Origin of the sequence: Mesorhizobium sp. M0923 (genome assembly GCF_040319365.1) — a bacterium.
GTDB lineage: Bacteria > Pseudomonadota > Alphaproteobacteria > Rhizobiales > Rhizobiaceae > Mesorhizobium.
The window spans coordinates 120,578-143,546 of sequence record NZ_JAMYNW010000011.1 but is presented as its reverse complement, the minus strand read 5'-3'; the positions used below and the strand labels follow the sequence as shown (position 1 = coordinate 143,546).

At 63.9% G+C, this 22,969-nt stretch carries 23 protein-coding genes; 14 read left to right on the top strand and 9 right to left on the bottom strand.

Going from position 1 to position 22,969, the window contains the following annotated elements; genetic code table 11:
* Window positions 1-12: 12 nt before the first annotated feature.
* Complete coding sequence (locus NKH89_RS19940; protein WP_023722389.1) at window positions 13-906, bottom strand: LysR family transcriptional regulator; 894 nt, start codon at window positions 904-906, stop codon at window positions 13-15.
* A 97-nt stretch (window positions 907-1,003) separates the two neighbouring features.
* Here NKH89_RS19940 and NKH89_RS19935 point away from each other — a divergent pair, with 97 nt between their 5' ends.
* Together NKH89_RS19935 and NKH89_RS19930 are read left to right on the top strand one after the other, a co-directional pair.
* Window positions 1,004-1,753, top strand: coding sequence for an SDR family NAD(P)-dependent oxidoreductase (locus NKH89_RS19935; protein ID WP_023722390.1), 750 nt, complete (start codon window positions 1,004-1,006; stop codon window positions 1,751-1,753).
* 160 nt (window positions 1,754-1,913) lie between these two features.
* The gene (locus tag NKH89_RS19930) at window positions 1,914-2,297 is read left to right on the top strand and encodes a YybH family protein (RefSeq protein WP_023722391.1); all 384 of its coding nucleotides are present in this window, start codon (window positions 1,914-1,916) and stop codon (window positions 2,295-2,297) included.
* A 106-nt stretch (window positions 2,298-2,403) separates the two neighbouring features.
* Here the strand turns inward: NKH89_RS19930 and NKH89_RS19925 are convergent, their stop codons facing one another.
* Complete coding sequence (locus NKH89_RS19925) at window positions 2,404-2,865, bottom strand: Lrp/AsnC family transcriptional regulator (RefSeq protein ID WP_023720584.1); 462 nt, start codon at window positions 2,863-2,865, stop codon at window positions 2,404-2,406.
* A gap of 158 nt (window positions 2,866-3,023) precedes the next feature.
* Between NKH89_RS19925 and NKH89_RS19920 the strand changes: the two genes are divergently transcribed.
* Entirely contained in the window at window positions 3,024-4,031 is a 1,008-nt protein-coding gene (locus NKH89_RS19920; protein WP_352909619.1) for an ornithine cyclodeaminase family protein, read from the top strand.
* A gap of 80 nt (window positions 4,032-4,111) precedes the next feature.
* Here the strand turns inward: NKH89_RS19920 and NKH89_RS19915 are convergent, their stop codons facing one another.
* Together NKH89_RS19915 and NKH89_RS19910 are read right to left on the bottom strand one after the other, a co-directional pair.
* Window positions 4,112-5,044, bottom strand: a complete 933-nt coding sequence (locus tag NKH89_RS19915) for a dimethylarginine dimethylaminohydrolase family protein (RefSeq protein WP_023720586.1) — start codon at window positions 5,042-5,044, stop codon at window positions 4,112-4,114.
* A 33-nt stretch (window positions 5,045-5,077) separates the two neighbouring features.
* Window positions 5,078-6,670, bottom strand: a complete 1,593-nt coding sequence (locus NKH89_RS19910) for a zinc-binding metallopeptidase family protein (protein WP_352909666.1) — start codon at window positions 6,668-6,670, stop codon at window positions 5,078-5,080.
* A gap of 75 nt (window positions 6,671-6,745) precedes the next feature.
* Here NKH89_RS19910 and NKH89_RS19905 point away from each other — a divergent pair, with 75 nt between their 5' ends.
* From NKH89_RS19905 to NKH89_RS19880, 6 genes are all read left to right on the top strand, one after another.
* The gene (locus tag NKH89_RS19905; protein WP_352494432.1) at window positions 6,746-7,636 is read left to right on the top strand and encodes a LysR substrate-binding domain-containing protein; all 891 of its coding nucleotides are present in this window, start codon (window positions 6,746-6,748) and stop codon (window positions 7,634-7,636) included.
* 123 nt (window positions 7,637-7,759) lie between these two features.
* Complete coding sequence (locus tag NKH89_RS19900; protein WP_352494433.1) at window positions 7,760-8,854, top strand: ABC transporter ATP-binding protein; 1,095 nt, start codon at window positions 7,760-7,762, stop codon at window positions 8,852-8,854.
* A 67-nt stretch (window positions 8,855-8,921) separates the two neighbouring features.
* Window positions 8,922-10,037 carry an ABC transporter substrate-binding protein gene (locus tag NKH89_RS19895; protein ID WP_352494434.1) on the top strand — a complete coding sequence of 372 codons (1,116 nt, stop codon included), beginning with the start codon at window positions 8,922-8,924 and terminating at the stop codon, window positions 10,035-10,037.
* 17 nt (window positions 10,038-10,054) lie between these two features.
* Window positions 10,055-10,888, top strand: coding sequence for an ABC transporter permease (locus NKH89_RS19890; protein WP_031194462.1), 834 nt, complete (start codon window positions 10,055-10,057; stop codon window positions 10,886-10,888).
* Window positions 10,889-10,892: 4 nt separating this feature from the next.
* Entirely contained in the window at window positions 10,893-11,699 is an 807-nt protein-coding gene (locus tag NKH89_RS19885) for an ABC transporter permease (protein ID WP_023720592.1), read from the top strand.
* Between the two features lie 90 nt (window positions 11,700-11,789).
* On the top strand, window positions 11,790-12,077 hold the full coding sequence (locus tag NKH89_RS19880; RefSeq protein ID WP_352481695.1) for a DUF982 domain-containing protein: 288 nt from the start codon (window positions 11,790-11,792) through the stop codon (window positions 12,075-12,077).
* Window positions 12,078-12,118: 41 nt separating this feature from the next.
* On the opposite strand, the gene NKH89_RS19875 is transcribed toward NKH89_RS19880, so the two are convergent.
* From NKH89_RS19875 to NKH89_RS19860, 4 genes are all read right to left on the bottom strand, one after another.
* Window positions 12,119-12,427 carry a HigA family addiction module antitoxin gene (locus tag NKH89_RS19875; RefSeq protein WP_352455430.1) on the bottom strand — a complete coding sequence of 103 codons (309 nt, stop codon included), beginning with the start codon at window positions 12,425-12,427 and terminating at the stop codon, window positions 12,119-12,121.
* A gap of 26 nt (window positions 12,428-12,453) precedes the next feature.
* Window positions 12,454-12,732 (bottom strand): type II toxin-antitoxin system RelE/ParE family toxin, encoded by a 279-nt coding sequence (locus NKH89_RS19870; protein ID WP_352489936.1) that lies wholly within the window; start codon window positions 12,730-12,732, stop codon window positions 12,454-12,456.
* Window positions 12,733-12,885: 153 nt separating this feature from the next.
* On the bottom strand, window positions 12,886-13,950 hold the full coding sequence (locus tag NKH89_RS19865; RefSeq protein ID WP_352494435.1) for a glycosyltransferase family 2 protein: 1,065 nt from the start codon (window positions 13,948-13,950) through the stop codon (window positions 12,886-12,888).
* Window positions 13,951-14,420: 470 nt separating this feature from the next.
* Window positions 14,421-15,752: a dicarboxylate/amino acid:cation symporter gene (locus NKH89_RS19860; protein WP_292659748.1), complete on the bottom strand. Its 1,332-nt coding sequence runs from the start codon at window positions 15,750-15,752 to the stop codon at window positions 14,421-14,423.
* Between the two features lie 236 nt (window positions 15,753-15,988).
* Between NKH89_RS19860 and NKH89_RS19855 the strand changes: the two genes are divergently transcribed.
* Together NKH89_RS19855 and NKH89_RS19850 are read left to right on the top strand one after the other, a co-directional pair.
* Window positions 15,989-17,848, top strand: a complete 1,860-nt coding sequence (locus NKH89_RS19855; RefSeq protein WP_352788136.1) for a sensor histidine kinase — start codon at window positions 15,989-15,991, stop codon at window positions 17,846-17,848.
* Between the two features lie 6 nt (window positions 17,849-17,854).
* Complete coding sequence (locus NKH89_RS19850; RefSeq protein ID WP_023720598.1) at window positions 17,855-19,210, top strand: sigma-54-dependent transcriptional regulator; 1,356 nt, start codon at window positions 17,855-17,857, stop codon at window positions 19,208-19,210.
* A 24-nt stretch (window positions 19,211-19,234) separates the two neighbouring features.
* Here the strand turns inward: NKH89_RS19850 and NKH89_RS19845 are convergent, their stop codons facing one another.
* Complete coding sequence (locus NKH89_RS19845) at window positions 19,235-19,978, bottom strand: 2OG-Fe(II) oxygenase (protein WP_352549784.1); 744 nt, start codon at window positions 19,976-19,978, stop codon at window positions 19,235-19,237.
* 149 nt (window positions 19,979-20,127) lie between these two features.
* Between NKH89_RS19845 and NKH89_RS19840 the strand changes: the two genes are divergently transcribed.
* From NKH89_RS19840 to NKH89_RS19830, 3 genes are all read left to right on the top strand, one after another.
* Complete coding sequence (locus NKH89_RS19840; RefSeq protein WP_352909617.1) at window positions 20,128-20,913, top strand: tetratricopeptide repeat protein; 786 nt, start codon at window positions 20,128-20,130, stop codon at window positions 20,911-20,913.
* Window positions 20,910-21,899, top strand: coding sequence for a tetratricopeptide repeat protein (locus NKH89_RS19835; protein ID WP_352909616.1), 990 nt, complete (start codon window positions 20,910-20,912; stop codon window positions 21,897-21,899). Before NKH89_RS19840 ends, NKH89_RS19835 begins: the two co-directional genes overlap by 4 nt.
* A 180-nt stretch (window positions 21,900-22,079) precedes the next feature.
* Window positions 22,080-22,805 carry a 3-keto-5-aminohexanoate cleavage protein gene (locus tag NKH89_RS19830; RefSeq protein ID WP_023720602.1) on the top strand — a complete coding sequence of 242 codons (726 nt, stop codon included), beginning with the start codon at window positions 22,080-22,082 and terminating at the stop codon, window positions 22,803-22,805.
* Window positions 22,806-22,969 lie beyond the last annotated feature (164 nt).

Below are 22,969 nucleotides of genomic sequence, written 5' to 3'. Positions count from 1 at the left end.
TTCCGCGCTGCGCTATCGCATCAGCGCCGCCATCTGGCCCGCCAGGAAGTCGACGAACAGCCGCGCCCGGACGGGTAGCTGTCGCCCATACGCATGGACGATGTACACCGGCATGGTCGGCATCGCCACCTCGGGCAGGATGCGGACCAGGCGGCCCGTGTCGAGATCGTCCTGCACGGCAAACCGCATCAGATGCGCGATGCCGGCGCCGGCAAGTGCCGCATTGCGGATGGCACCACCATCATCGGTATCGAGCCGCCCATCCGGCACGATCATCGTACCGTCGGCAAAAGTGACGGGATAGGGCCGGCCGGCCATCTGGTAGCGGACGAATTCGTGGTTCGGTAAATCCTCGACCGATGCCGGACGGCCGCGCCGCTCGACATAGGCCGGTGAGGCCACCAGCACGATCGGCAGATTGGCGATCTTGCGCGCGATGAGCCCGGTGTCCGAGAGCTGCCCCATGCGCACCGCAACGTCATAGCCTTCGCGGATCAGGTCGGCGTGGCGGTCGGTGACGCTGAGCTCTAGTTTGACTGCGCCATGCCGCGAAAGGAACGCCTGCGCCCATGCCGCGATCAGGCCGCGGCCGAGTTCGACCGGCGCTGTGACGCGCAGCAGGCCGCGCGCTGTATCGGCCAGCTGGACGATGTCTTCGGCATCGTCCAGCGCCCTGAGCAGCGGCGCCACGCGCTCGTAATAAGCGATGCCTTCACTGGTCAGCCCGAGCCGGCGCGTCGAGCGCTTGATCAGCCTGACGCCCAGCCGCCGCTCGAGCCGCGCCACGCTTTTCGACACCGCCGATGGGCTGGAGCCGACCAGCCGGCTGGCGGCATGGAACGAGCCGGCATCGACCGTGCGGACGAAGGCGACGAGACCGGCGGTCTTTTCGAGGATGGTGGTCATTCCGGAATTCCAGGCACGAAAGAATGGATCATGATGATCCTAATACGATTTCTGATCATCATTAAATACCGCTCATCATCGACAAAGGAGAGATTTGATGAGCAAGCTGAACGGCAAGGTCGCCATCGTCACCGGCGCCTCCAAGGGTATCGGCGCTGCCATCGCCAAGGGTCTTGCCACGGCCGGCGCCGCGGTGGTCGTCAACTACGCCTCGTCACAGGAAGGCGCCGACCGCGTCGTCGCCGAGATCGAGGACCGTGGCGGCCGCGCCGTCACCGTCCAGGGCGACGTGTCGCAAGCGGCCGACGTGCGCCGCCTGTTCGAGGCGGCGAAATCGGAGTTTGGCGGGCTCGACATCCTGGTCAACAATGCCGGCGTCTTCGCGTTCGAGCCGCTGGAAGCGGTTACCGAGGCCGAGTTCCACCGTGAGTTCGACACCAATGTGTTGGGCATCATTCTGACCACGCAAGCAGCAGTGAGCCATTTTGGCCCGGGCGGCGGCAGCATCATCAACATAAGCTCGGTTGCCAGCCGCAATCCGCAGCCGAACTCGCTCGTCTACGCCGCCACCAAGGGAGCGGTGGACACGATCACGCTGTCGATGTCGCGGGAGCTCGGCGCACGCAACATCCGCGTCAACGCGATCGCGCCCGGCGGCATCGATACCGAAGGCCTCGCGCGCATCGGCATCGTCGGCAGCGAATTCGAGAAGCAGATTATCGCCATGACCCCGCTCGGTCGCTTCGGCCTGCCCGATGACGTCGCCCGCGTCGCGGTGTTCCTCGCCTCCGACGAGGCGTCATGGCTGACCGGCGAGCGCATCACCGCCTCGGGCGGCTGGCGATAGGCATGGAGGGCGCGGACCTGCCGTTTCACGGACCATGCCCCACGCCGCGCGACGTCGAGGACCACCGCAATCGATGACGACAGCGATCTAAGCCCTATGTTTCAGCGAGGGGGAAGCGCCGTGCGCTATCGATGACGGCGAGATGCCAGGGAGGTAACGGATGACGGGCGACGAAACAGCAATCCGAAAGCTGGTCGAGACGTGGATGGATGCGAGTAAGCGTGGAGACATCGCGACTGTCCTCAGCTTGATGACGGACGATGCGATCTTCATGGTTCCCGGCCGGGAACCCTTCGACAAGGAGATCTTCGCGGCGGCCGCGCAGGAGACGGCCGGCGTTCATATCGACGGCACGAGCGATATCGTGGAACTACAGCTTCTCGGCAATTGGGCCTTCATCCGCAGCCGCATCGACATGACCGCGACCCCGCCGAATGGCGAGCCGGTCCATCGATCGGGATATGCGCTGACGCTCCTGCGTAAGGAGCCAGATGGTGAGTGGCGGCTCGCGCGCGACGCTAACCTGCTGACCCTGCAAGGCTAGAGCCGGTCTCCGGCATCTCTGCACCAGGAGGCGCGCTAGGGGGAGCGACAAGGTGGCGAAGATGCGTTCAACGTCGCCCTGAACAGCATTCCCCTCCTCCATCTGATTACACCGGCAAGAGGGCGTTCGGCTTGACATCGGCGATGGAGGCGAAAGTGTGCGTTTCGCGCACGCCGGGCAGAGGCAGGATGACCCGCTGCAGGAAATCCTGGAACACCGCCATTTCAGCGATCCGCGCCTTGACCAGATAATCGAAACCGCCAACCACCATATGGCACTCCAGAACCTCCGGAGCTTTCGCCACGGCTTCGGCGAAGCGGTCAAAGACATGCGGCGCCGTGTGGTCAAGCCTGACCTCGATGAACACCAGCGTTCCCCTGCCGACCTTGCGCGGATCGAGCATAGCCCTGACCGCGGTGATGAACCCGTCGCGGAACAGGCGCTTCACCCGCTGGCTGGTTCCGGTCGGCGACAGCCCGACACGCCCGGCAAGATCAAGCGTCGTCCGGCGCCCATCCTCCTGCAGCAGCCGGAGCAGGCTGCGGTCTATCTGGTCGAGATCGTCCATTCACAATCCACTCTATCTCAGGGATTTGTGTGCTTAATTCACGCACAGATGCCAAAATCAACGTATTTCATCACATAAAACCTCGCAATAGCCTGCGCTTCCCTCACCCACTCAAAGCAGATGTGGTGAGCCGATTTCGACGAACACAGGAGTGCAGGATGACCAAGGAAGCGTGCAGCCCAGCCGGCAAGAGTGCGGCGGAAATCAGCAAGGGAGCGACCGAGATCCTGGTGCTGAGCGAAGCCGACGTGATGGCGTGCATCGACCTCAGCCAGCTTCTCGACGTTCTGGAAGACGGCTTCAAGGCGCTGTCACAAGGTAAGGTCGTCAATCCACCCCGACCACAGCTCGACATCCCCGGAGCCGGCTACAGCCTCGCCATGCCGGCCTGGATGGAGGACATGAACCTGACCGTCAAGATCGTCAATGTCTTCGAAGGCAACCTGGCCAAGAACCTGCCCAGCCATCTCGCCACCATCAGCCTGTTCGATCCGCTGTCCGGCCTGCCGGTCTGCATCATGGACGGCACCTTCATAACCGCGGTGCGAACCTCCGGCTCCGCCGTGCTGTCGGTGCGCGCGCTTGCCCGCCGGGATGCCAGGATAGCGACAGTGATCGGCGCCGGCGTGCAGGCCAACCAGCACCTGCATCTGTTGCCGCTGGTGCGCGACTTTGCCGAAATCCGGGTCGCTTCGAAGAGCTTCGACGATGCGGCAGCGCTTGCCCGGCTGCATCCGTCGGTGGTGGCGGTCGCCGACCTCGAGGCGGCAGTGGGCAGTTCGGACGTGGTGTGCCTGGCGACCCACTCCTACCAGCCGGTGATCGACGCAGGCTGGGTCCAGCCGGGCACGCATGTCTCGTCGGTCGGGGTGGCGCCGCCCGGCGGAGAAATGCCGATCGAGCTCATCGGCAAATCCAGTCTTTTTGTCGAAACCAAGGATGCGTTCAAACTGACCCCGGTCGGTTCTTGCGAGCTTGCCGGCTTCGACCCGGATTTCGGCACCGAGCTTGGCGCCATGCTGCTCGACCGCGCGCCGGGTCGCGTTTCGAATCAACAGATCACCACCTACAAGGCGATGGGCATTGCGATGGAAGACATGGTCGCCGCCGACCTCGCCTATCGTTGCGCCAAGCGTCTGCGCAAGGGAAAGCTCATCGTGCTGTAGGCGCGTGCCGCGAGCCAGGCGGGTTCGACGTTGCTGACAATGGCGCTTTCGTGGGAGCGTTGGGGCTAAAGGCCGGCCCCTCAGGCCGGCTCGCGCTTCAGCGCCTGTGCCATGCAGTGGATGCCGCCGCCGGTCTTCGAGATCTCGCTCATATCGATGGCCGCGACCTCGAAGCCGCGTGCCTTGAGCTGGCCGATCAGCGCCTGGCTGGACGTCGGCGCGATCACCCTGTCCTTGCCCAGCGACATGAAGTTGCAGCCGAGCGCCATCGTGTCCTGGAACGGCACGTCGATGATCTCGTGGCCCTTGCCCTTCAGCCAGTCGACGATGCCCGGCTCCGTGCAGGCGAGGCAGACGGCGGTCAGCTTCTCGGCGATCGGCACCACCATCAGGTCGATATGGACGTAATATTCGTCGATGAACGCGATGCGGGTCTCCCAGCCCTCCTTGTCGAACCAGGCCTGGACCTGGCGGGCGCCCTCCTCCTGCGTGCGGGCGCCGCCGCACCCGATCAGCACCACGCCGTCCTCGATGACGTTGAAGTCGCCGCCTTCGAATGTGCCGGCGGTGACCATGTCATAGATCGGGATGCCGAGCTTCTCATAGGTGCGGATCGCCGCGTAGTTCTCGCCGCGCCGCCACCAGTTGGCCATCGCGGTGATGATGACGCCATATGGCGTCATCACGCTGGAATCGCGTGAATAGACCTGCATCGGCAGTTCCGGCGTCGGCTCATGCCAGTGGATGTTGACGCCGAAATGCTCATAGGCGGCGACAAGGTCCTTGTGCTGCGCCTGCGCGATCTGGACATTGCAAGGCGCCTCGCGCAGATGTTTTCGCGATAGCGAGCTGGTCGAGAGATGGCGCAGGAAATTGGGCGAGCCGAGCAGCACGTCGGTCAGCACGTCGGTCTCGTTGGCGAAGCCCCAGGCGGTCAGCTTCTTGGTGCCGCCGGCCGGGTTGCGGCGCTGCAGCGAAAACGGCTCGGTGACGATGCGGTCATGGACGGTCATGGGTTCTCCTCGTGAAGGGGCGGCTTGGTTGAGTCATGCGGCTTGGTTGCTCGGTATCCACCAGTCCCGTCCGCGCGGGGTGGTGATGTATTCCGGCCAGCGAAATCCAATTGGCGGCTCGTAGTCGCAGAGCGGCGCGATCCAGTTCGAGCCGCCGATGCCGCCACCGGTGCGGGCGACGAATTCGTCCATCGCCGCGTCGCGCGCGGCCTCGTCTTCCAACAGGCGAAGTGCTGCCAGCGCGACCGTCTTTGCGGCGCAGATGACCATCGGGTCGATGGTGGCAGAAATGCCGCCCAGCGCATTCATCGCCCAGGACGGAAAGGCGTGACCGTTCTCCGAGCGCAATGCCGGGCGAGCGACATAGAACCGCGCCGTCGGCGTATGCCATGACATGTCGGTGTAGTCGTCGGACGTCGAATTCACCTGCGACGGCGCCAGGTCGCGGCGCAGGATCGCCTCGGCCGCCTGTGGTGCAATCAGCCGCTCCAATTCGTCGATGAATGGTTCCTCGCTCGCCACCCCGCCGGCATTGATCTGGATTTCGCGGGCGATCGCCTTGGCCGTCTCGTCCCAGCGCGGCGGCGCGACCGCCGTCAGCGCCTCATAGGCAATATCAGCCATTGCGTGGTTGGCGAGCCCCGGCCGCGACTTCGACACCCAGTGCCGCTCATGGCGGCAGCCGCTCATTTTGGCGGCGGCATCGGCATTGCGGTCGAGCATGGCGGTGACCTGGTCGGCCATCGCCAGCGTCGGCACGCGGATCATGTACTGGATCTCGGCCAGCCCCGCCGGCAAATTGTCGGCGGTCGCCTGCCCCGCCGTCAGGATCGCCTCGCTGATCGACCAGCCGCCCTGATGTGGCAGCATGGAATCGCGTAGCGCCTTGGAGGCCATGTACATCATCATGAGCGCGTCGTTGGCGCCCGGCGCCCGGACCGCCGAATGCGCCTGCGGGATCGGCGCCGCGTTGCCTGCCGCCCTCGTCCAATGTTCCGGCTCGTCGCAGATGAAGCGGTAGATCATCGCATAGGCCGCACCGCAATGCGTGTCCCAGCGCGCCGTGTTGCACAGCGGCAGCATGTAAAAAGGATGGAAGGAGATCATGCCCGCCAGCCCATCATAATAGCCCTTCGCGGCATGGATCGGCTTCGATCCCCTCACCTTCTCCGCCGGCTCTCCGGTGAAGCGCAGCGTGCCCGATATGCCGTGGCGCTGCATCGCCGCCTTGGTCGCCAGCAGCCCGCCGAGGCTGGCAATGCCGAGCCCGGAATGCGGATCGGTGTGGCCGCCGGCCTGTTCGCCGAGGCCCGGACGCGGTCGCTTCACCGTCGCCGCATCCTGGCAATTGCCAGGCACCGCGTCGTACTCGGCATATAGGCCGATCGTCGGGCCGGTCCCGTTGGTCCAGTGGGCGCAGAAGGCGGTCGGCATGCCGCCTGAGCCCTCTTCAACGGTAAAGCCTTCGTGCTTCAGGCGCTCGACATACCAGGCGGCCGACTGGTATTCGCGCCAGGCGGTCTCGCCGAAGTCGAAGATGGTCCGCGTCCACGCCGACAGCGACGGCTGGATGTCGTCCAGACAGGCAAGCGCGGTCGCTTGCGCCGAGGTCACCGGTTTCTCCATGGCGGAAAGAAAGCAGTGAAGCGCCTCGCCAAAAAGTGATATGTTTTCCCGGCTCGTGCAAATTCGGTTCACCTCTTGAGAATTCCCTCGACGCAGGCGCTGCGCGCCCTCGACAGTTTTGCCCGCCACGGCAGCGTCTGGCGCGCCGCCGACGAACTGCATCTGACCCGCAGTGCGGTCAGTCATCAATTGCGCCTGCTCGAACGCGATCTCGGCTTCGACCTGCTCAAGCGCATCGGGAAGGGCGTGGCGCTGACGCCACGCGGCCAACGCTATGCCAGCGACGTGCGCAAGGCGCTGACGGTGCTGGGCGACGCGGTGACACGCCATGCCGGCACCGGCATCGGCGGCTCGTTCAGTGTAAGTTGTACGCCGGGTTTCGCCTCACTGTTCCTGTGCACCCATATCGGCGAGTTCCGGCAGATGTACCCCGATGTCGCACTGCGCATCCTGACGCCGCGCCGTCTCGATGACGTCAGCAATGCCGAGGCCGACGCCTTCATCGCCTTCGGCGTCGGCAACTGGCCGAATCGCGCGGTCGAGATGCTGTGCGAAATCTCCTTCACGCCGCTGTGTAGCCCCACCCTGCTCAACAAGATCGGCGGCTTCTCCAAGCCGGCAGACGTGCTGCGCGCTAATCTCCTGCATCTCGGCGATACCGAGGACTGGGCGCGCTGGCTGGCGCTGTCCAAGGTCGAGAACCCCGACCCGGAAGGCGGCATCTTCTTTTCCGACATGAACCTGGTCTTTTCGGCGGCGATCGCCGGCCAGGGCATCGCCATGGGCGACGAACTGACCAGCCGGCGGGCGCTGAGCGAAGGCCGGCTGGTGCGTCCCTTCGACATCGCGATCAATTCGCCGCGCTCGTATTTTCTGGTTTCCGAGCACGCCAAGGCAGCGCATCCGGTGCTGGAGGCGTTTGGGCGATGGCTGAGGTCGAAGCTGTCGGAGAACAAGGAGCGCTAATCTCCCCCTTGAGGAGGAGATTGGCGCATAGATGAATCAAATTTGCCGATCAGGCGAAAACTATTCGGTTGCGGTGAGCCGCCGCCCTGCCTACGATTTCGCCTACGCTAAGGAAAGGGCAGGATGCAGCAACCCGGCCGGGCCGCAGAGATCAAGGCAATCGGGATCGGCAAGAGCTTCGGCTCGTTCCGTGCGCTGGATGATCTGACGCTCGATATCGGCCGTGGCGAGTTCCTCACCCTGCTCGGCCCCTCCGGTTCCGGCAAGACCACCTTCCTGATGATCCTTGCCGGCTTCATTCAGCCGACCGACGGCCGCCTTTACAGCGACGGCGTCGACATCACCGAGCGGCCGGCCGAGCAGCGTGCCGCCGGCATGGTTTTCCAGGGCTACGCATTGTTCCCGCATATGAGCGTCGAGGCCAACATCGCCTTCCCGCTCAAGGTGCGCAAGAAACCGGCGGCCGAGATCAAACGCCGCGTCGGCGAAATGATCGAGCGCGTCGGGCTCAAGGGCCACGAGAAGAAACTGCCGTCGCAATTGTCCGGCGGCCAGCAGCAGCGCGTGGCGTTGGCGCGGGCGCTGGTGTTCGAGCCGGGCGTACTTTTGCTCGATGAGCCGTTTTCGGCACTCGACAAGGGCCTGCGCGGCCAGATGCAGGCCGAGATGAAGCGGTTGCACCAGGAGACCGGCACCACCTTCGTCTTCGTCACCCATGATCAGAGCGAGGCGCTGGCGTTGTCGTCTCGCGTCGCCATCTTCAACCATGGCAAACTGCTGCAGGTCGGCGCGCCGGACGAGGTCTATGATCGGCCGGACAACCGCTTCGTCGCCGAGTTCCTGGGCGAGATCAACATGCTGCCGCTGAAGGGCGTGCGCCCGGCCGACAATGGCTCGACGGGCCTCTGCGAAGACCGCGCGATCAGCATGCGCTGCAAGGCCGAGAAGGTCCGGGGCGACGCCATCCTGGCGATCCGGCCCGAATACATGTCGATCGCCCGCGAAGCCGCCGCAGGCGAGAACGGCATTGCCGCGACTGCCGTCGCCTCGACCTATCTCGGCGCTGCAACGCGGCTCGATCTGACGACGCGCCAAGGCGCCAAGATGACGGTCTCGGTGCCGAACGAGGTTGCCGCTTCCGCGCTCAGCCAAGGCAATTCCGTCTGGCTGACCTGGCCGGCGGAGAAAGGTTTCCTCCTTCCGGATGGAGGACAATGACGATCGGCGTGGCGAATTCGCCAAGCTGACTTTCAGGAAATACCAACGACAAAAAAGGGGAACTGACATGACAAACCAAACCAAGAAACATTCCATCGAGGCGCTGTCCGCCAGGGCCGTGCGCGGAGAGATCTCGCGCCGGCAGTTCACGCAGCTGGCCGCGCTGGTGCTGGCCGGCACGCCGATGCTGCTGCGCTCGACCGGCGCCTTTGCCGCGGCGAAGGAACTGGTGCTGGTCAACTGGGGCGGCGACGCCATCACCGCCTATGACGCGGCTTACGGCCAGGCCTTCACCAAGGAGACCGGCATCGTCGTTAAGATGGATGGCTCCGGCCCGACCGAAGGCGCAATCGCGGCGCAGTTCAAGAGCGGCGCCCCGACCTGGGACCTGGTCGACGTCGATCCGTTCTCGGCCATCACGCTCGGCGCGCAGGGCATGCTCGAGCCGATCGACTATACGATCGTCGACAAGAAGAAGATGCGCGAGGGGTTCGGTTGGGAACACGCCGCCTCGACCTATTTCTTCTCCTACGTCATCGCCTACGATGCCGAGAAATACGGCAGCCAGGCACCGACCGGCATGGCCGACTTCTTCGACGTGGCAAAATTCCCCGGCAAGCGCTCGCTCTACAAATGGGGCGTGTCGAGCTGGGAAGCGGTCCTGCTTGCCGACGGCATCGCGCCGGCCTCGCTCTATCCGCTCGACCTCAAGCGCGCGCATGACAAGATCGCTGCCTTCAAGGAAAACGTCGTCGCCTATTGGGGTGGCGGCGCCGAAAGCCAGAGCGTGCTGCTCAATGGCGAGGCCTCGATGGCGATCGTCTGGTCGACCCGGGCTTCGCTCATCGAGCAGGATTCCGGCGGCAAGATCAAGTTCATCTGGGACCAGGGCCTGATCTCGCCCGGCGCGCTCGCCGTGCTCAAGGGCAATCCCGGCGGCAAGGACGCGGCGATGAAGTTCATCGCCAGCACCCAGGACCCGGAGAAGGAACTCATCATGTTCGACAAGCTCGGCCAGGGTCCGGCCAATCCGGCCACCGATGCGCTGATCCCCGCCGACAAGAAGCGCATCAACCCGGTCGATCCCGAGAACATGAAAAAGCAGATCCCGCTCGACATGGATTGGTACGCCAAGAACTATGGGGCAGCACTCGACGAATACACGAAGATCATCTCCGCCTGACAAGCCGGGATAACCGGATGAGAGCATACCTCTCCGACAGGATGGGCGCGGCGCTGTTGATGGCGCCGCTGCTCCTCTTTCTTGTGCTGGCCTACGCCTGGCCATTCCTTGGCGTGGTCAAATGGAGTTTTACGCTGCCCACGCCGGGGCTGGGGCAGTACAATGCACTGCTCACGGATCAGTTGGTGCAGTCGGTCTTCATCCGCACGCTGCGCATCGCCGCGATCGTGACGATCGTTTCGGTTGCCGCCGCCTACGCCATCACCGTCGTCTGGGTGCGCGGCACGCCGGTGCAGCGCGTCGTGGCCGAATTCTGCATCCTGGTGCCGTTCTGGATCTCGGTGCTGACCCGCGCCTTCGGCTGGGTGGCGCTTTTGTCCAATCGCGGCCTGATCAACACCTGGCTGCAGGCGGTCGGCTTCATCTCGGAGCCGCTGGCGCTGGTGCGCAACGAGTTCGGCGTCATCGTCGGCATGACGCATTTCCTCATCCCCTTCGCCGTGTTTCCGCTGGCCTCTTCGATGCGCAGTCTCGACGACCGCGTGCTGCTGGCGGCGCGCGGCCTCGGCTCCAGCCGCATGCGCACCTTCTGGTCGGTGTTCGTGCCGATGACCCGCTCCGGCATCATCGGCTCGGCGCTGATCGTCTTCGTCTTTTCGCTCGGCTTCTTCGTGACGCCGGCGATCCTCGGCGGCGGCCGCAGCGTGATGATCGCCGAGTTGATCTACCTCCGTATCTTCCAGAGCCCGGACTGGGGCCTGGGCGCTGCGATCAGCGTGGTGCTGGTGCTGTTCGTCGGCGCGCTGATGGCGCTGCTGTTCCGCTATATCAGACCAAAGCAGTTGGTGTAGCGCGATGCCGACCTATCGCCCCGGTCCCGTCTCGCTGGTCCTCGCCGCCCTGGTCGCGCTGTTTCTGCTGTTGCCGCTGCTCGCCGTCATTCCGGTGTCGCTGACGCCGAGCCGCATGCTGGCGATGCCGTCGGGCGAATTGTCGCTGCGCCATTACCGGGCGTTGATCGAGGATCCGCGCTGGATCAACTCGATCCTGCTCTCGATCAGGATCGGCGTCGTCAGCAGCGCCTTTTCCACCGTGCTCGCGCTGTGCTTCGGCCTCGGCGTCTGGATGTTCCAGCCGCGCTTCACCGCAGCATTGGTCGGCTTCGTGCTGCTGCCGATGGTGGTACCGCCGGTGGTCTCGGCAATCACGCTCTATTTCCTGCTGACCTCGATCTCGGGTTTCTCGTCGTTCTTCGGCTATGACACCTGGCTGGGTGTCGCCATGGCGCATGCGGTGATGACGGTGCCCTTCGCCACGGTGCTGATCCTGGTGTCGCTCAGCCAGCTCGACCGCCGCATCGATCTTGCCGCGCGCGGCCTCGGCGCCACCGTGTGGGAGCGCGCCACCCGCATCATCATGCCCAACATCAAGTTCGGCATCGTCACCGCGGCGTTGTTGTCCTTCGTGCTGTCCTGGGAAGAGATCGGCGTCACCCTGTTCATCACCTCGGTCAACGCCATCACGCTGCCGCGCTTGATGTGGATGGGCCTGCGCGACAACATCGACCCGGCGATCGCCGCACTCTCGGTGATCCTGATCGTCATCACGGTGCTGGTGCTTGTGGCGCGCAGCGTCGTGGTCAGGCTGCGCGCGGCGCAGTGAGGGCCGCCTCACTGCCGCGGTGACTGGCGCGAATGAAACCTTGCGCCACGATTTTCGTTATAGGTAGTTCAACACGTCGAAGGCTTCGCCATGAATCAAGGATGGTTTTCCAAGCCGGTTGCGGTTGCGGTCGGCATCGTGGGAGATATCCGCAACATTTCCAACGCACGGCAGGCTGTCGAATTGCTGGAAGCCCACTGGCGCGACGCTGGCAGCGCCAAACACGGCTTGGCACGGCGCACATGCCGCCGCGCTATGAGCGACGACCGCTGGACCGAAGCCGCCAGGGACGCGTTCATCGAGGCCGCGCGGGAAGCGCATGTCCTGGTCGAGCGAGCCGTTGAACCGCAGGACCGGTCCAGGCAGGCGGGACCGTGATCGATTTGTGAGCCTCGGTGGTTCGGCCGATCTATTGCATCTCAGGCAGCATGCAGCCTTGGAATGGCACTGACGTCAACCTCGCGCTCCGCGTGCCACGCATCGTAAGCGGCCTGCATCCTGAGCCAGATCGCGGCGCCGTCGCCGAACATCTTTCCAAGACGCGCCGCGACAGCCGGCGACACCGGCTTCTTTTCGCGGATGATGTCGTAAAGCTGCTGGCGCGAGATTCCGAGCAGATTGGCGATTTCCACCTTGGTCTTTCCGGTTGCCGGGATAATGTCGTCGAGCAGCGCCCCAGGGTGGGATGGGCAGCGCTCCATCGGACGCATCGGCTCATACACGCTCATAATCGATTTCTCCAATCTAAGCCGTCTCAATGGTACTGTTCGAAATCGACGCGGGCAGCATCATTGGCGTCGAATTCGAATGTGATGCACCACGGCCCGTTGACATGCACTGTGTAGCGGGTCGGGTTAAAGCCCTTCAAAGCGTGGAAGTCGAAGCCGGGCAGGTCCATGTCATCAGGCCTTTCCGAGACTTCCAAGCGGTCAAGCCGGACAAGGATGCGCTTATGCATCTTGGCGTCGATCTTTCCGGTCTTTCCGGTTTGAAAGAGGTCCGCCAGCGCCTTGTGCTTGAACGACTTGATCATGCAACATGTAAGCATATTGCTTACTCGGGTCAAGCAGGTGTAAGCAAATGATTTACAGAATGGTCCGAGCCCATCGGAGGCAATAACTACGCCCGCTGGACGCTGGGCCGGGCCAACCGAATACCTGGCGGACCCATGTCACGGCATCATCCGCTATCCCATGGCGTGGCGGATTCTCTTCGACAGGCGGCTCAAAAATGCCGGCCTCGACGACGCATCAAGCTTCCACGACAGCACCGCCGTTGCCATTTTCCGCGGCAACACCCCGACCGACAGGAACCAGGCGGCAAGGATTGCGCGCCGCCGCAGGGATGCGGTCATTTCGAGGCTGGCGACGGCGCCGGCCGCCCCGAGCGCCAGCCGGGAATCGTCGGCCACGGGGTGTCGGTCTCTGTCGGCGCAGAGCGACGCCAGCCGCTCTTCCAGGTGGACCGGATCGTGGCGGACGGCATCCGACGGCACGATGGTCAGGCCGATCCCGGAGGCCTGGTCCGACAGTGCCTGCATGCGGCGGAAATCGTGGGTTACCCGCCAGCGTGCCCGCTCGGCGAGCTTTTCGCCGAAGACCGAATGGTTGGCGCCGTGGATCCGGTAGGCGCCGAGGCATTCGTCGATGGATTGGACGTGCCCGTACATCGGCGCCAGCGTGGCAAGATAGCCGTCAGCGCCCTGGCGGAACTCCGGCTCCGGTATGGGCATGATCGACTCCAGCGTTGCGCGGTCAAAGGCCAGCCCGCTGGTCACGGTGGTCTGGTAGCGGCCCTTGTGCAGGAGTTTCGGCATGACATCGCCGCTGTCGAAAGGCAGTTCGGGCGGCGGAAAGACATCCTTGATGCGTTGCCCTTCGTCGACGATATGCAGTCTGGACTGGACCTGGGCGGTTGCCTCGTCCCAGGTGTCGACGATGGTGGAGACGGCGGTCGGATAAAGATAATCGTCGGCGTCGAGGAACAGGACGATCTTGCCCGAGCTCGCTGCAAAGCCAGTGTTGAATGCCGCGGCGTGTCCGCCATTTTGCGCTCGCGGACATGCGAGGATCTCGTCGCGATACGATTCCATGATTGTCGTGGAATTGTCCTGCGATGCATCGTCGACGACGATGACTTCGACATCCGCGTAGTCCTGCTCGAGGGCGCTGTCGATGCTGCGTTTGAGGAACCGCGCGTAGTTGTAGTTCGGGATGATGATGGATACCGGAATTCTCGGGACAGTCTGCATCGCGTTTGACCTCGCATCTTGCTTTGGTTCGGCAAAGGCCCGCTCATGGGCCTGCCCCCCTCTTCAAGCGCCCTCTTGGCGCGCAACGAGTTCCCTGGGAGAAAGCCTGCGCTTTCTATCAGGAGACGGGTCACGTTTCGCTTTGCGACTTCGTACTGAGGCCGCCATTGCCTTCGAGGGCTGCTGCCATGGTCAGGGGTCGGCGGCAGCAAAAGCCCAGACGGTTCGGCCAAGGTGATGTCGCAACCGAGCCCGACGGAAATGTCTCGCCTCGCGATCAGGTCGGGAGCGAAGCGGACGGGTGCCCTGAAGGCATGGCGGATACTGGCCTTCAAATGCGGCTGGAACAAGCCCCGCGTCGAAAACAGGGCCACTTCAGGTTGCGTTCAGGCGGCATGCCGCGACCGCCGGTGCTTTGCCCCGGAGCCGGCGAACCGCCTCCGGGGCTTATAGTCATGTGGCCTAGACAGTCAGGCGGCCTGCAACCCTGGCAGCGACAGGTCGACTTCCTCGGGCAAGTCGCCGGCCATGGCCGCGGCAAACTTCGTCTGGTCGAGTTCTCCCTCCCAGCGTGCCACCACCACTGTCGCCACCGCATTGCCGATGAAGTTGGTCAGCGCCCGGCACTCCGACATAAAGCGGTCGACGCCGAGGATCAGCGCCATGCCGGCGACCGGCACGGTGGGGACGACCGAAAGCGTTGCCGCCAGCGTGATGAAGCCGGCGCCGGTGATGCCGGCGGCACCCTTGGAGCTCAGCATGGCGACGGCGAGCAGCAGGATCTGGTCGCCGTAGGTGAGTGGCGTGTCGGTCGCCTGCGCGATGAACAGCGCCGCCAGCGTCATGTAGATGTTGGTGCCGTCCAGATTGAAGGAATAGCCGGTCGGGATGACCAGGCCGACCACCGAGCGGTTGCAGCCGGCGCGCTCCATCTTGGCCATGAGGCCCGGCAATGCCGCTTCCGAGGACGAGGTGCCGAGCACCAGCAGCAGCTCTTCCTTGATGTAGCGGATCAGCGCCAGGATCGAGAAGCCATTGTAGCGGGCAACCGCGCCGAGCACCACCAGCACGAACAGCAGCGCGGTCAGGTAGAATGTGCCGATCAGCATGGCGAGGTTGGCGATCGAGCCGATGCCGTATTTGCCGATTGTGAAGGCCATGGCGCCGAAGGCGCCGATCGGTGCGGCCTTCATCAGGATGGCGACGAGGCGGAAGATCGGCGTGGTCAGTGCCTGCAGGAAATCGACGACCGGACGGCCGCGATCGCCGACCAGTGCCAGGGCGACACCGAACAGCACCGAGAAGAACAACACCTGCAGGATGTCGCCCTGCGCGAAGGCGCCGGTGATGGTGTCGGGGATGATGTTCATCAGGAAGCCGACGATGGTTGTGTCGTGCGCCTTCTCGGCATAGGCCGTCACCTTGGTGGTATCGAGCGTGGCCGGATTGATGTGCATGCCGGCGCCGGGCTGGACGACATTGGAGACGACCAGGCCGACGACAAGCGCCAGCGTCGAGAACACCAGGAAATAGATCATCGCCTTGCCGGCGACGCGGCCGACCTTCTGCAGGTCGGAAACACCGGCGATGCCGGTCGCCACCGTCAGGAAGATCACCGGCGCGATCACCATCTTCACCAGCTTGATGAAGGCATCGCCGAACGGCTTCATCGCCTCGCCGGTTTCCGGATAGAAGTGGCCGAGCAGCACACCGGCGGCGATCGCCGCCAGCACCTGCACATAAAGATGCCGGTATAAGGGAAGTTTGCCGCGCGGCTCGGCGGCAGCGATTGCTGTCTGCATGACGTCCTCCATGGCGCCCCGATCGAAAGCTCGACTCCCCGGGGCAGTTGTTTTGACCAGCAGCCTCGCGACTGCTGAATTCGTGTTTGCAACAGCCGTGCCAGATACGCAGAAGGGCCTTTCATCATTGATTTTGTTGAGCATTCACAAATGTCCGCACTGCTGGACACACAGACAAGTGCGAATCTCCGCATAGGTCGAATTGTGTTTTGTGCGAGTTCATGCACAAATGGGCGATGCTGCAACGCCCCGCCGGTGCCTTGTCTTCGACGCCCGAGCAACTCGCCAGGCGGGCGCGCCGAGCCTGGCTGCTGTTTGCGGCCGTCGCCCTGCTGATCGTCACGGCAGCGCTCTACGGTGCCGGCCTCTACGGCCGCACCGCCGAGGTCGGGACCCTGGCGGCGCAGGGGCGTACCGACGCCAATCTGAAGGTCGCGCTGCTGCGCGCCGTGCTCGAAAGCCCGCGCGCCCTGCCGCTGCTTCTGTCCGCGGACCAGCAAGTGCGTGACGCGCTGTCGCAGAAAAATGCCGCGGCAATCGATGTTCTGAACCGCAAGCTCGAGGGGCTGGTCTCCGGCACCAAGGCGTCGGTGCTCTATGTCGTCGGCACCGACGGACTGGCGATCGCCTCCAGCAACTGGCGCGAGCCGATCAGCTTCGTCGGCAATGACTACCGTTTTCGCGATTATTTCTCCGGCGCAATGCAGGCCGGAACCGCCGAGTACTTTGCGCTCGGCAATGTCAGCAAGCGTCCCGGCCTCTACATTTCGCGACGCGTCGGCGATGCCGCCGCACCGCTCGGCGTCGTCGTCGTCAAGATGGAGTTCGACCAGCTCGAAGCCGACTGGCGCGAGGCCAACCGCCCGGCCTATGTCAGCGACGAGAACGGCGTCGTGCTGATCACCAGCGTGCCGTCCTGGCGCTTCATGACAACCGCGCCGCTGGCCGGACCTGAGCAAGCCGCGATCCGCGACAGCCAACAGTTCGGCGACGCGCCGCTGGTTCCGCTGCCGATCATGCACCGGCAGGCGCTCAGCCCGGATGTGTCGATCGTCCACGCGGTGACGCCCGGCGGCAGTGAGGCGGAGTATCTCAGCCTTTCCACGCCGGTCCCTTCGACCCCATGGCAGCTCGACTATCTGATCCCGGCCGAAGCGCCGATCGCCGCTGCCGTCCGCGAAATGCGGCTTCTGGCACTGGGTGCCGTCGTCCCGCTGCTCGGCCTGGCCGCGTATCTGTTGTGGCGGCGGCAGTCGGCGCAGATGCGGATTGCCGCCGAACAGGCGGCGCGCACCGAACTCGAACGCCGCGTCGTCGAACGCACCGAGGATCTGAGCCAAGCCCGCGACCGGCTGCAGGCCGAGATAGCAGGCCACCGCAGCACCGAAGCCAAGCTCCAAATCGTGCAGCAGGATCTGGTCCAGGCCAACCGCCTCGCCATCCTCGGCCAGGTCGCCGCCGGTGTCGCCCATGAGATCAACCAGCCGGTCGCCACCATCCGCGCCTATGCCGACAATGCCCGCACCTTCCTCGACCGCAAGCAGACCGGGCCGGCCGAGGAAAACCTCGGCGCCATTGCAGCACTTACCGAACGCATCGGCTCAATCACCGAGGAGTTGAAGGCATTTGCCCGCAAGGGCCGCACCGCCGCCGAGCCTGTTGAATTACGTGGTGTTGTCGAGGGCGCGGTCATGCTGTTGAGAAGCCGCTTTGCCGGTCGGCTCGACGCATTGGCCATCGACCTGCCGCCGCCGAGCCTCAAAGTCATGGGCAATCGGGTCCGGCTCGAACAGGTGCTGATCAACCTCTTCCAGAACGCGCTCGAAGCACTCGACGGCCGCGACGACGCTTATGTGCAGGTATCGGTCGAGGAGACCGCGGACGGCGTGACGGTCGGCGTGTCCGATAACGGACCTGGCATTCCGCCCGGGATTCTCAAGTCGCTGTTCACGCCGTTCAACACCTCCAAGGAAAAAGGCCTCGGCCTTGGCCTCGTCATCTCGAAGGACATCGTCGCCGATTATGGCGGCCGCATCGAGGTTTCAAGCAACGACGGCGGCACCCGCTTCTCCATCCATCTCATGAAAGCAGCGTAAGCCATCATGACGAACGACAATGCCGCGCCGGTCATCTTGATCGACGACGATCGCGATCTCCTCAAGGCCACCGCGCAGACGCTGGAGCTTGCCGGCTTCTCGATCTCGGCCTCTGCGGTGGCGGCCGAGGCGCTGGCCAGGCTCGACGCCGATTTTGCCGGCGTCGTGGTGTCCGATATCCGCATGCCGCAGATCGACGGCTTGCAGCTTTTCAACCGCATCCTGCGGCTGGATGCCGACATTCCCGTCATCCTCGTCACCGGGCATGGCGACATCGCCATGGCCGTCAAGGCGATCAAGGACGGCGCCTACGACTTCATCACCAAGCCTTTCGCCGCCGACCGGCTGGTGCAGAGCGTGCGTCGCGCAGCGGAAAAGCGCCGCCTGGTGATGGAGAACCGCGCCTTGCGCGAGGCGGCCGGAGAGGCGCAGGACGGCCTGCCGCTGATCGGCCAGACACCGGCGATGGACAGGCTGCGCCGCACACTGCGCCAGATCGCCGACACCGATGTCGACGTGCTGGTGACCGGCGAGACCGGCTCCGGCAAGGAGGTGGTGGCAAGCCTTCTGCATCGCTGGAGCCGCCGCGCCAAGGGCAATTTCGTCGCGCTGAATTGCGGTACGCTGCCGGAGACCGTCATCGAGAGCGAGTTGTTCGGCCATGAGGCCGGCGCCTTCACCGGCGCGCAGAAGAAACGGATCGGCCGCATCGAGCATGCCAGCGGCGGCACGCTGTTCCTCGACGAGATCGAAAGCATGCCGGTCTCGACACAGGTGCAGATGCTGCGCGTCTTGGAGATGCGCGAGGTCACTCCGCTCGGCACCAACGAGGTGCGGCCGGTGGATCTGCGCGTCGTCGCCGCCGCCAAGGTCGATCTCGGCGATCCGCGCCAGCGCGGCGCCTTCCGCGAGGATCTCTACTATCGGCTCAACGTGGTGACGATCTCCATTCCGCCGCTGCGCGAGCGCCGCGACGACGTCGCCCTGCTGTTCTTCTATTTCGCCGAGCGCGCCGCCGCCCGCTTCCATCGTCCGGTGCCGGCAGTGCCGGCGACGGTACATCGCCATCTGAGCGACCATGACTGGCCGGGCAATGTGCGCGAACTGGCGCATTTCGCCGAGCGGTTCGTGCTTGGATTGGAGGAAGGCGCCGAAGCACAACCCCCTGCCCCAACTGAATCGAACGCCGCCATGAAGCTGCCGGAGCGGCTGGAGCGCTACGAGGCCGACATCATCCGCGAGGCGCTTGGCCGCAACGAGGGCGATGTCAGGCGCACGATCGAAGCGCTGGGGATTCCGCGCAAGACCTTCTACGACAAGCTCCAGCGCCACGGCATCGTGCGCAGCGATTTTTCCAGGTAATCGCCGCCGGGCCGAGAGGCTCGGTTACTTGGCGTCGTGGAAGATGATACCGACAGTGTGGCGCATGCCGGAGCGTAGCCGGCTGACGCCGTGCCTGAGGTTGACGCGGTAATTGCCCTTGCTGCCCTGGACCGGACGATTGTGGACCGCGAAGGCGACTGCATCGCCCTGGCGCAGCGGCACCACCTCGGCGCGGCTCTGCATGCGCGGACGCTGCTCGGTCAGCACGAATTCGCCGCCGGTGAAATCCTTGCCGGGCTCGGACAACAGGATCGCCACCTGCAGCGGGAAGGCAAGATCGCCGTAGAGATCCTGGTGCAGGCAGTTGAAGTCGCCGGGGACATATTGCAGCAGGAGCGGCGTCGGCCGCGTCTGGCCCTGCTCGTGGCATTGCTCGAGGAACGCGGCGTGTTCGTCGGGATAGCGCTGCGCGATACCCATGCGCTCGTTCCAGTCGTTGGCGACCGCAGCCAGGCGCGGATAGAGCGCGGTGCGCAAGCCGCCGATCAGATCGGGCAAGGGATAGCGGAAATAGCCGTACTCGCCCTTGCCGAAACCATGCCGCGCCATGTGGACATGGCTGCGGAAATGGCTCTCGTCCGGATAAAGTCCGGCAATCTGCCGGCACTCCTGCGGCGTCAGCAGCTCTTCCATCACCGCGCAGCCATAGCCGCTCAGCTCATCGGCCAGCTTCCGCCAGTCATATCCGGCAACGCGCACCTCCGCCGATTTCACCGCCGCTTTCGCGCCTATCGAATGGATGGTCATGGCTTCGCCTCCTGTGGCTTCTCTGTCATTGAGATGGGTGAAACGGCGCGCGCGGACCACCCGTTTCTTGCCGGGTGAACTCGTTAGCGATTGTCTCGGGGATTTCGTTGAATACAATGCAGCGGGGCTTGCCGCGATGGGGGGGCGAATTGAGCGGACGGGTTCGACAAAGGGACGGGGCAGTCCGGCAATTCCTCGTTTGCCTCGTCGCGATGCTGGTCTCGGCGCTCCCGGCCTTGTCCGCCAGCAGCGACTGCGTCAGCGACGACAAGGTCGAGGCCAGCACGCGGATCGCCGCCTGCACGCGCATGATCGAGGATGCGACAGAGCCCCTCGAAAACCGCGGTATTGCCTATTTCAAGCGCGGCAATGCCCTGACGGAACGAGGCGACTATGACCGCGCGATCGCCGACTACAGCGCGTTCATCGGCATCGCACCGACCGTCGCCAGCGGCTACTACAACCGGGGCATCAGCTGGGTCTTCAAGGGCGACTACGACAAGGGCATCGCCGATCTGGACAAGGCGATCAGCCTGGACCCGAAATATGGCGATGCCTACTACAACCGCGGCGTCGCCTGGACCTTCAAGGGCGAGGACGACCGGGCTTTGGCCGACTATGACAGGGCAATCAGCCTCGATCCCGAAGACGGCAGAAATTACCACAATCGTGGGCTGATCTGGTCACGCAAAGGCGACGACGACCGCGCGATAGCCGACTTCGACCGGGCCATCAGGCTCAACCCGAACGACGTCGGTTCCCTGAATGGCCGAGCCGATGCGTTGACCGGCAGGGGCGAAGAGGAGCGCGCGCTGGCCGACTATGACAAGGTGATCAGCCTCGATCCGAAAAACGCACATGCCTACTACCGGCGCGGCAACGCCCGGCTGACGGGCGGCGATTTTGACGGTGCTATCGCCGACTACAACCAATGATCAGCCTCGATCCGAACGATGAGAGCATTTGGTACAACAGAGGGGTGGCCTGGTCAGGCAAGAGCGACAATGACCGCGCCATCGCCGACTACGACAAGGCGATCAGCCTCGATCCGAAAGACCCCAAAGCGTACTTCAATCGAGGTATCGCCTGGGCTAGCAAGGGAGACAATGATCCCGCCATCGCCGACTACGACCAGGTGATCAAGCTCGACCCGAAACAAGCCCTCGCGTATAATAATCGGGGCTTGGCCTGGGTGGCAAAGGAGAACGATGTTCGCGCCTTCGCGGACTACAGCCACGCAATCGATATCGACCCAACACTTGCCATCGCCTACAGCAACCGAGGCTTTCTCTGGAACAAGCGAGGTGAGTACGATCGGGCCATCGACGAATACGACCGGGCGATTGGTCTCGATCCGAAAAATGCAAGAATTTACCACAACCGCGGCATTGCCTGGATGGAAAAGGCCGGCGACGGTCGAGCCATTGCTGACTTCGACCAAGCGATCCTGCTCGATCCGAATTATCCGTACAGCTACTCAAACAGGGGTGTTCTCTATTTCTATTCTGGCTCGCTGGCCAAGGCGCAGGCTGACTTTGAAAAGGCGGCCGCGCTCAGGCCCGACTACGCCTATTTTGCCATCTGGCTGGATATTGTTGAACGACGCAACGGTGCGGCGGGCCATTTGCGGAAGGCAGCTTCCAAGCTCGACATGACGAAGTGGCCGGCGCCTGTGGTTCGAATGCTGCTTAGCGAAAAGACGCCCACCGCGACATTGAACGACGCCGATGACTCGGATCCAACCAAGAAACACGGCAAGTTTTGCGAGATCGGTTTCTACAACGCAGAACTCAGCCGGCTCAAAGGGCAACGCGATCACGCCCTATGGCTTTACAGGCATACCGTCAGCCATTGTCCAAAGAGTTTTATCGAATACCGTGCCGCCAACGCTGCATTACGCGAGTTGGGTGTTTCGCCGTAACTCTGCCCGACGGATGTTCGTTTGCTAAGAAGACTAAGCCGAACAACACGATATAGGTGCATTCTGCCAGACTGATTCAGGCTGTGCCACGTCCATATGTCAGGAGCCTTCGCCAGCGCGATTCCGGTTTTCACTGGCCCGCGCTAGACTGGCAGCAACCGCAACCGGACTGCCCATAGCATGATTGTCCAGACCTGCATCAATGGCGCGCGCAGCGCCGATTTCCACCCCAACCTGCCGCTCGACGCGGAGGCCATGGCGCGCGACGGCGCCGCCTGCGTCGCCACCGGCGCGGCTGAGCTGCATGTCCATGCGCGCGGGCTGGACGGCCGCGAAAGCCTGGCTCCGGCGGCGATGGACCAGACTGTGCTAGCGCTTCGTCGCGCCTGCCCTGGAACGCTGATCGGCGTGTCGACCGGCGCCTGGATCGAGAATGACGACGAGCGGACGCTGGCCGCGATCGCCGCTTGGAGCGAGCTGCCCGACTATGCCTCGGTCAATCTGAGCGAAGACGCCGCGCCCGCCGTCATGGAGAGTCTGCGCCAGCGCGGCATCGGCATCGAGGCGGGGCTTGCCTCCGTCGCCGACGCCGAACGCCTGGTGAGCCTCGACCATGGCAAACGGGTGCTGCGCATCCTGCTCGAAATCTCCGAGCAGCCCTTGGACGCGGCGCTGGAGGTCAGTGACGATATCGCCGCCGTGCTCGACGGCGCCGGGATGCGCCGGGCGATCCTGCTGCACGGTGCCGACGCCACGGTCTGGCCTTTCGTGCACCGGGCGGCGGAACGCCGTTGGTCGACGCGCGTCGGGCTGGAAGACGGCAAGGAGCTTCCTGATGGAACAGTAGCACCCGGTAACGCCGCGCTGACAGCGGCAGCCGTCGCTATCTTCGAGACCAGCCGTTAGCGCGGGGAAACAGCCAATCTCCTCTTCACTGGGGAGATGCCAGGTTTTGACAGAGAGGCAGGCCAAAGTCGGGCGGGTCTAAAGTATAGCCGCGTGCTGGTGTCAGTAAAACTTATCTAAAACTTTACGCATTAATTAAACCAGCAATTAATCAGCACATCAAC

Excerpts from the sequence above, each read along its gene's own strand:
- NKH89_RS19940 (WP_023722389.1), bottom strand. The coding sequence starts at position 906 with ATGACCACCATCCTCGAAAAGACCGCCGGTCTCGTCGCCTTCGTCCGC.
- NKH89_RS19935 (WP_023722390.1), top strand. The coding sequence starts at position 1,004 with ATGAGCAAGCTGAACGGCAAGGTCGCCATCGTCACCGGCGCCTCCAAG.
- NKH89_RS19930 (WP_023722391.1), top strand. The coding sequence starts at position 1,914 with ATGACGGGCGACGAAACAGCAATCCGAAAGCTGGTCGAGACGTGGATG.
- NKH89_RS19925 (WP_023720584.1), bottom strand. The coding sequence starts at position 2,865 with ATGGACGATCTCGACCAGATAGACCGCAGCCTGCTCCGGCTGCTGCAG.
- NKH89_RS19920 (WP_352909619.1), top strand. The coding sequence starts at position 3,024 with ATGACCAAGGAAGCGTGCAGCCCAGCCGGCAAGAGTGCGGCGGAAATC.
- NKH89_RS19915 (WP_023720586.1), bottom strand. The coding sequence starts at position 5,044 with ATGACCGTCCATGACCGCATCGTCACCGAGCCGTTTTCGCTGCAGCGC.
- NKH89_RS19910 (WP_352909666.1), bottom strand. The coding sequence starts at position 6,670 with ATGGAGAAACCGGTGACCTCGGCGCAAGCGACCGCGCTTGCCTGTCTG.
- NKH89_RS19900 (WP_352494433.1), top strand. The coding sequence starts at position 7,760 with ATGCAGCAACCCGGCCGGGCCGCAGAGATCAAGGCAATCGGGATCGGC.
- NKH89_RS19895 (WP_352494434.1), top strand. The coding sequence starts at position 8,922 with ATGACAAACCAAACCAAGAAACATTCCATCGAGGCGCTGTCCGCCAGG.
- NKH89_RS19890 (WP_031194462.1), top strand. The coding sequence starts at position 10,055 with ATGAGAGCATACCTCTCCGACAGGATGGGCGCGGCGCTGTTGATGGCG.
- NKH89_RS19885 (WP_023720592.1), top strand. The coding sequence starts at position 10,893 with ATGCCGACCTATCGCCCCGGTCCCGTCTCGCTGGTCCTCGCCGCCCTG.
- NKH89_RS19880 (WP_352481695.1), top strand. The coding sequence starts at position 11,790 with ATGAATCAAGGATGGTTTTCCAAGCCGGTTGCGGTTGCGGTCGGCATC.
- NKH89_RS19875 (WP_352455430.1), bottom strand. The coding sequence starts at position 12,427 with ATGAGCGTGTATGAGCCGATGCGTCCGATGGAGCGCTGCCCATCCCAC.
- NKH89_RS19870 (WP_352489936.1), bottom strand. The coding sequence starts at position 12,732 with ATGATCAAGTCGTTCAAGCACAAGGCGCTGGCGGACCTCTTTCAAACC.
- NKH89_RS19865 (WP_352494435.1), bottom strand. The coding sequence starts at position 13,950 with ATGCAGACTGTCCCGAGAATTCCGGTATCCATCATCATCCCGAACTAC.
- NKH89_RS19860 (WP_292659748.1), bottom strand. The coding sequence starts at position 15,752 with ATGCAGACAGCAATCGCTGCCGCCGAGCCGCGCGGCAAACTTCCCTTA.
- NKH89_RS19855 (WP_352788136.1), top strand. The coding sequence starts at position 15,989 with ATGCTGCAACGCCCCGCCGGTGCCTTGTCTTCGACGCCCGAGCAACTC.
- NKH89_RS19850 (WP_023720598.1), top strand. The coding sequence starts at position 17,855 with ATGACGAACGACAATGCCGCGCCGGTCATCTTGATCGACGACGATCGC.
- NKH89_RS19845 (WP_352549784.1), bottom strand. The coding sequence starts at position 19,978 with ATGACCATCCATTCGATAGGCGCGAAAGCGGCGGTGAAATCGGCGGAG.
- NKH89_RS19835 (WP_352909616.1), top strand. The coding sequence starts at position 20,910 with ATGATCAGCCTCGATCCGAACGATGAGAGCATTTGGTACAACAGAGGG.
- NKH89_RS19830 (WP_023720602.1), top strand. The coding sequence starts at position 22,080 with ATGATTGTCCAGACCTGCATCAATGGCGCGCGCAGCGCCGATTTCCAC.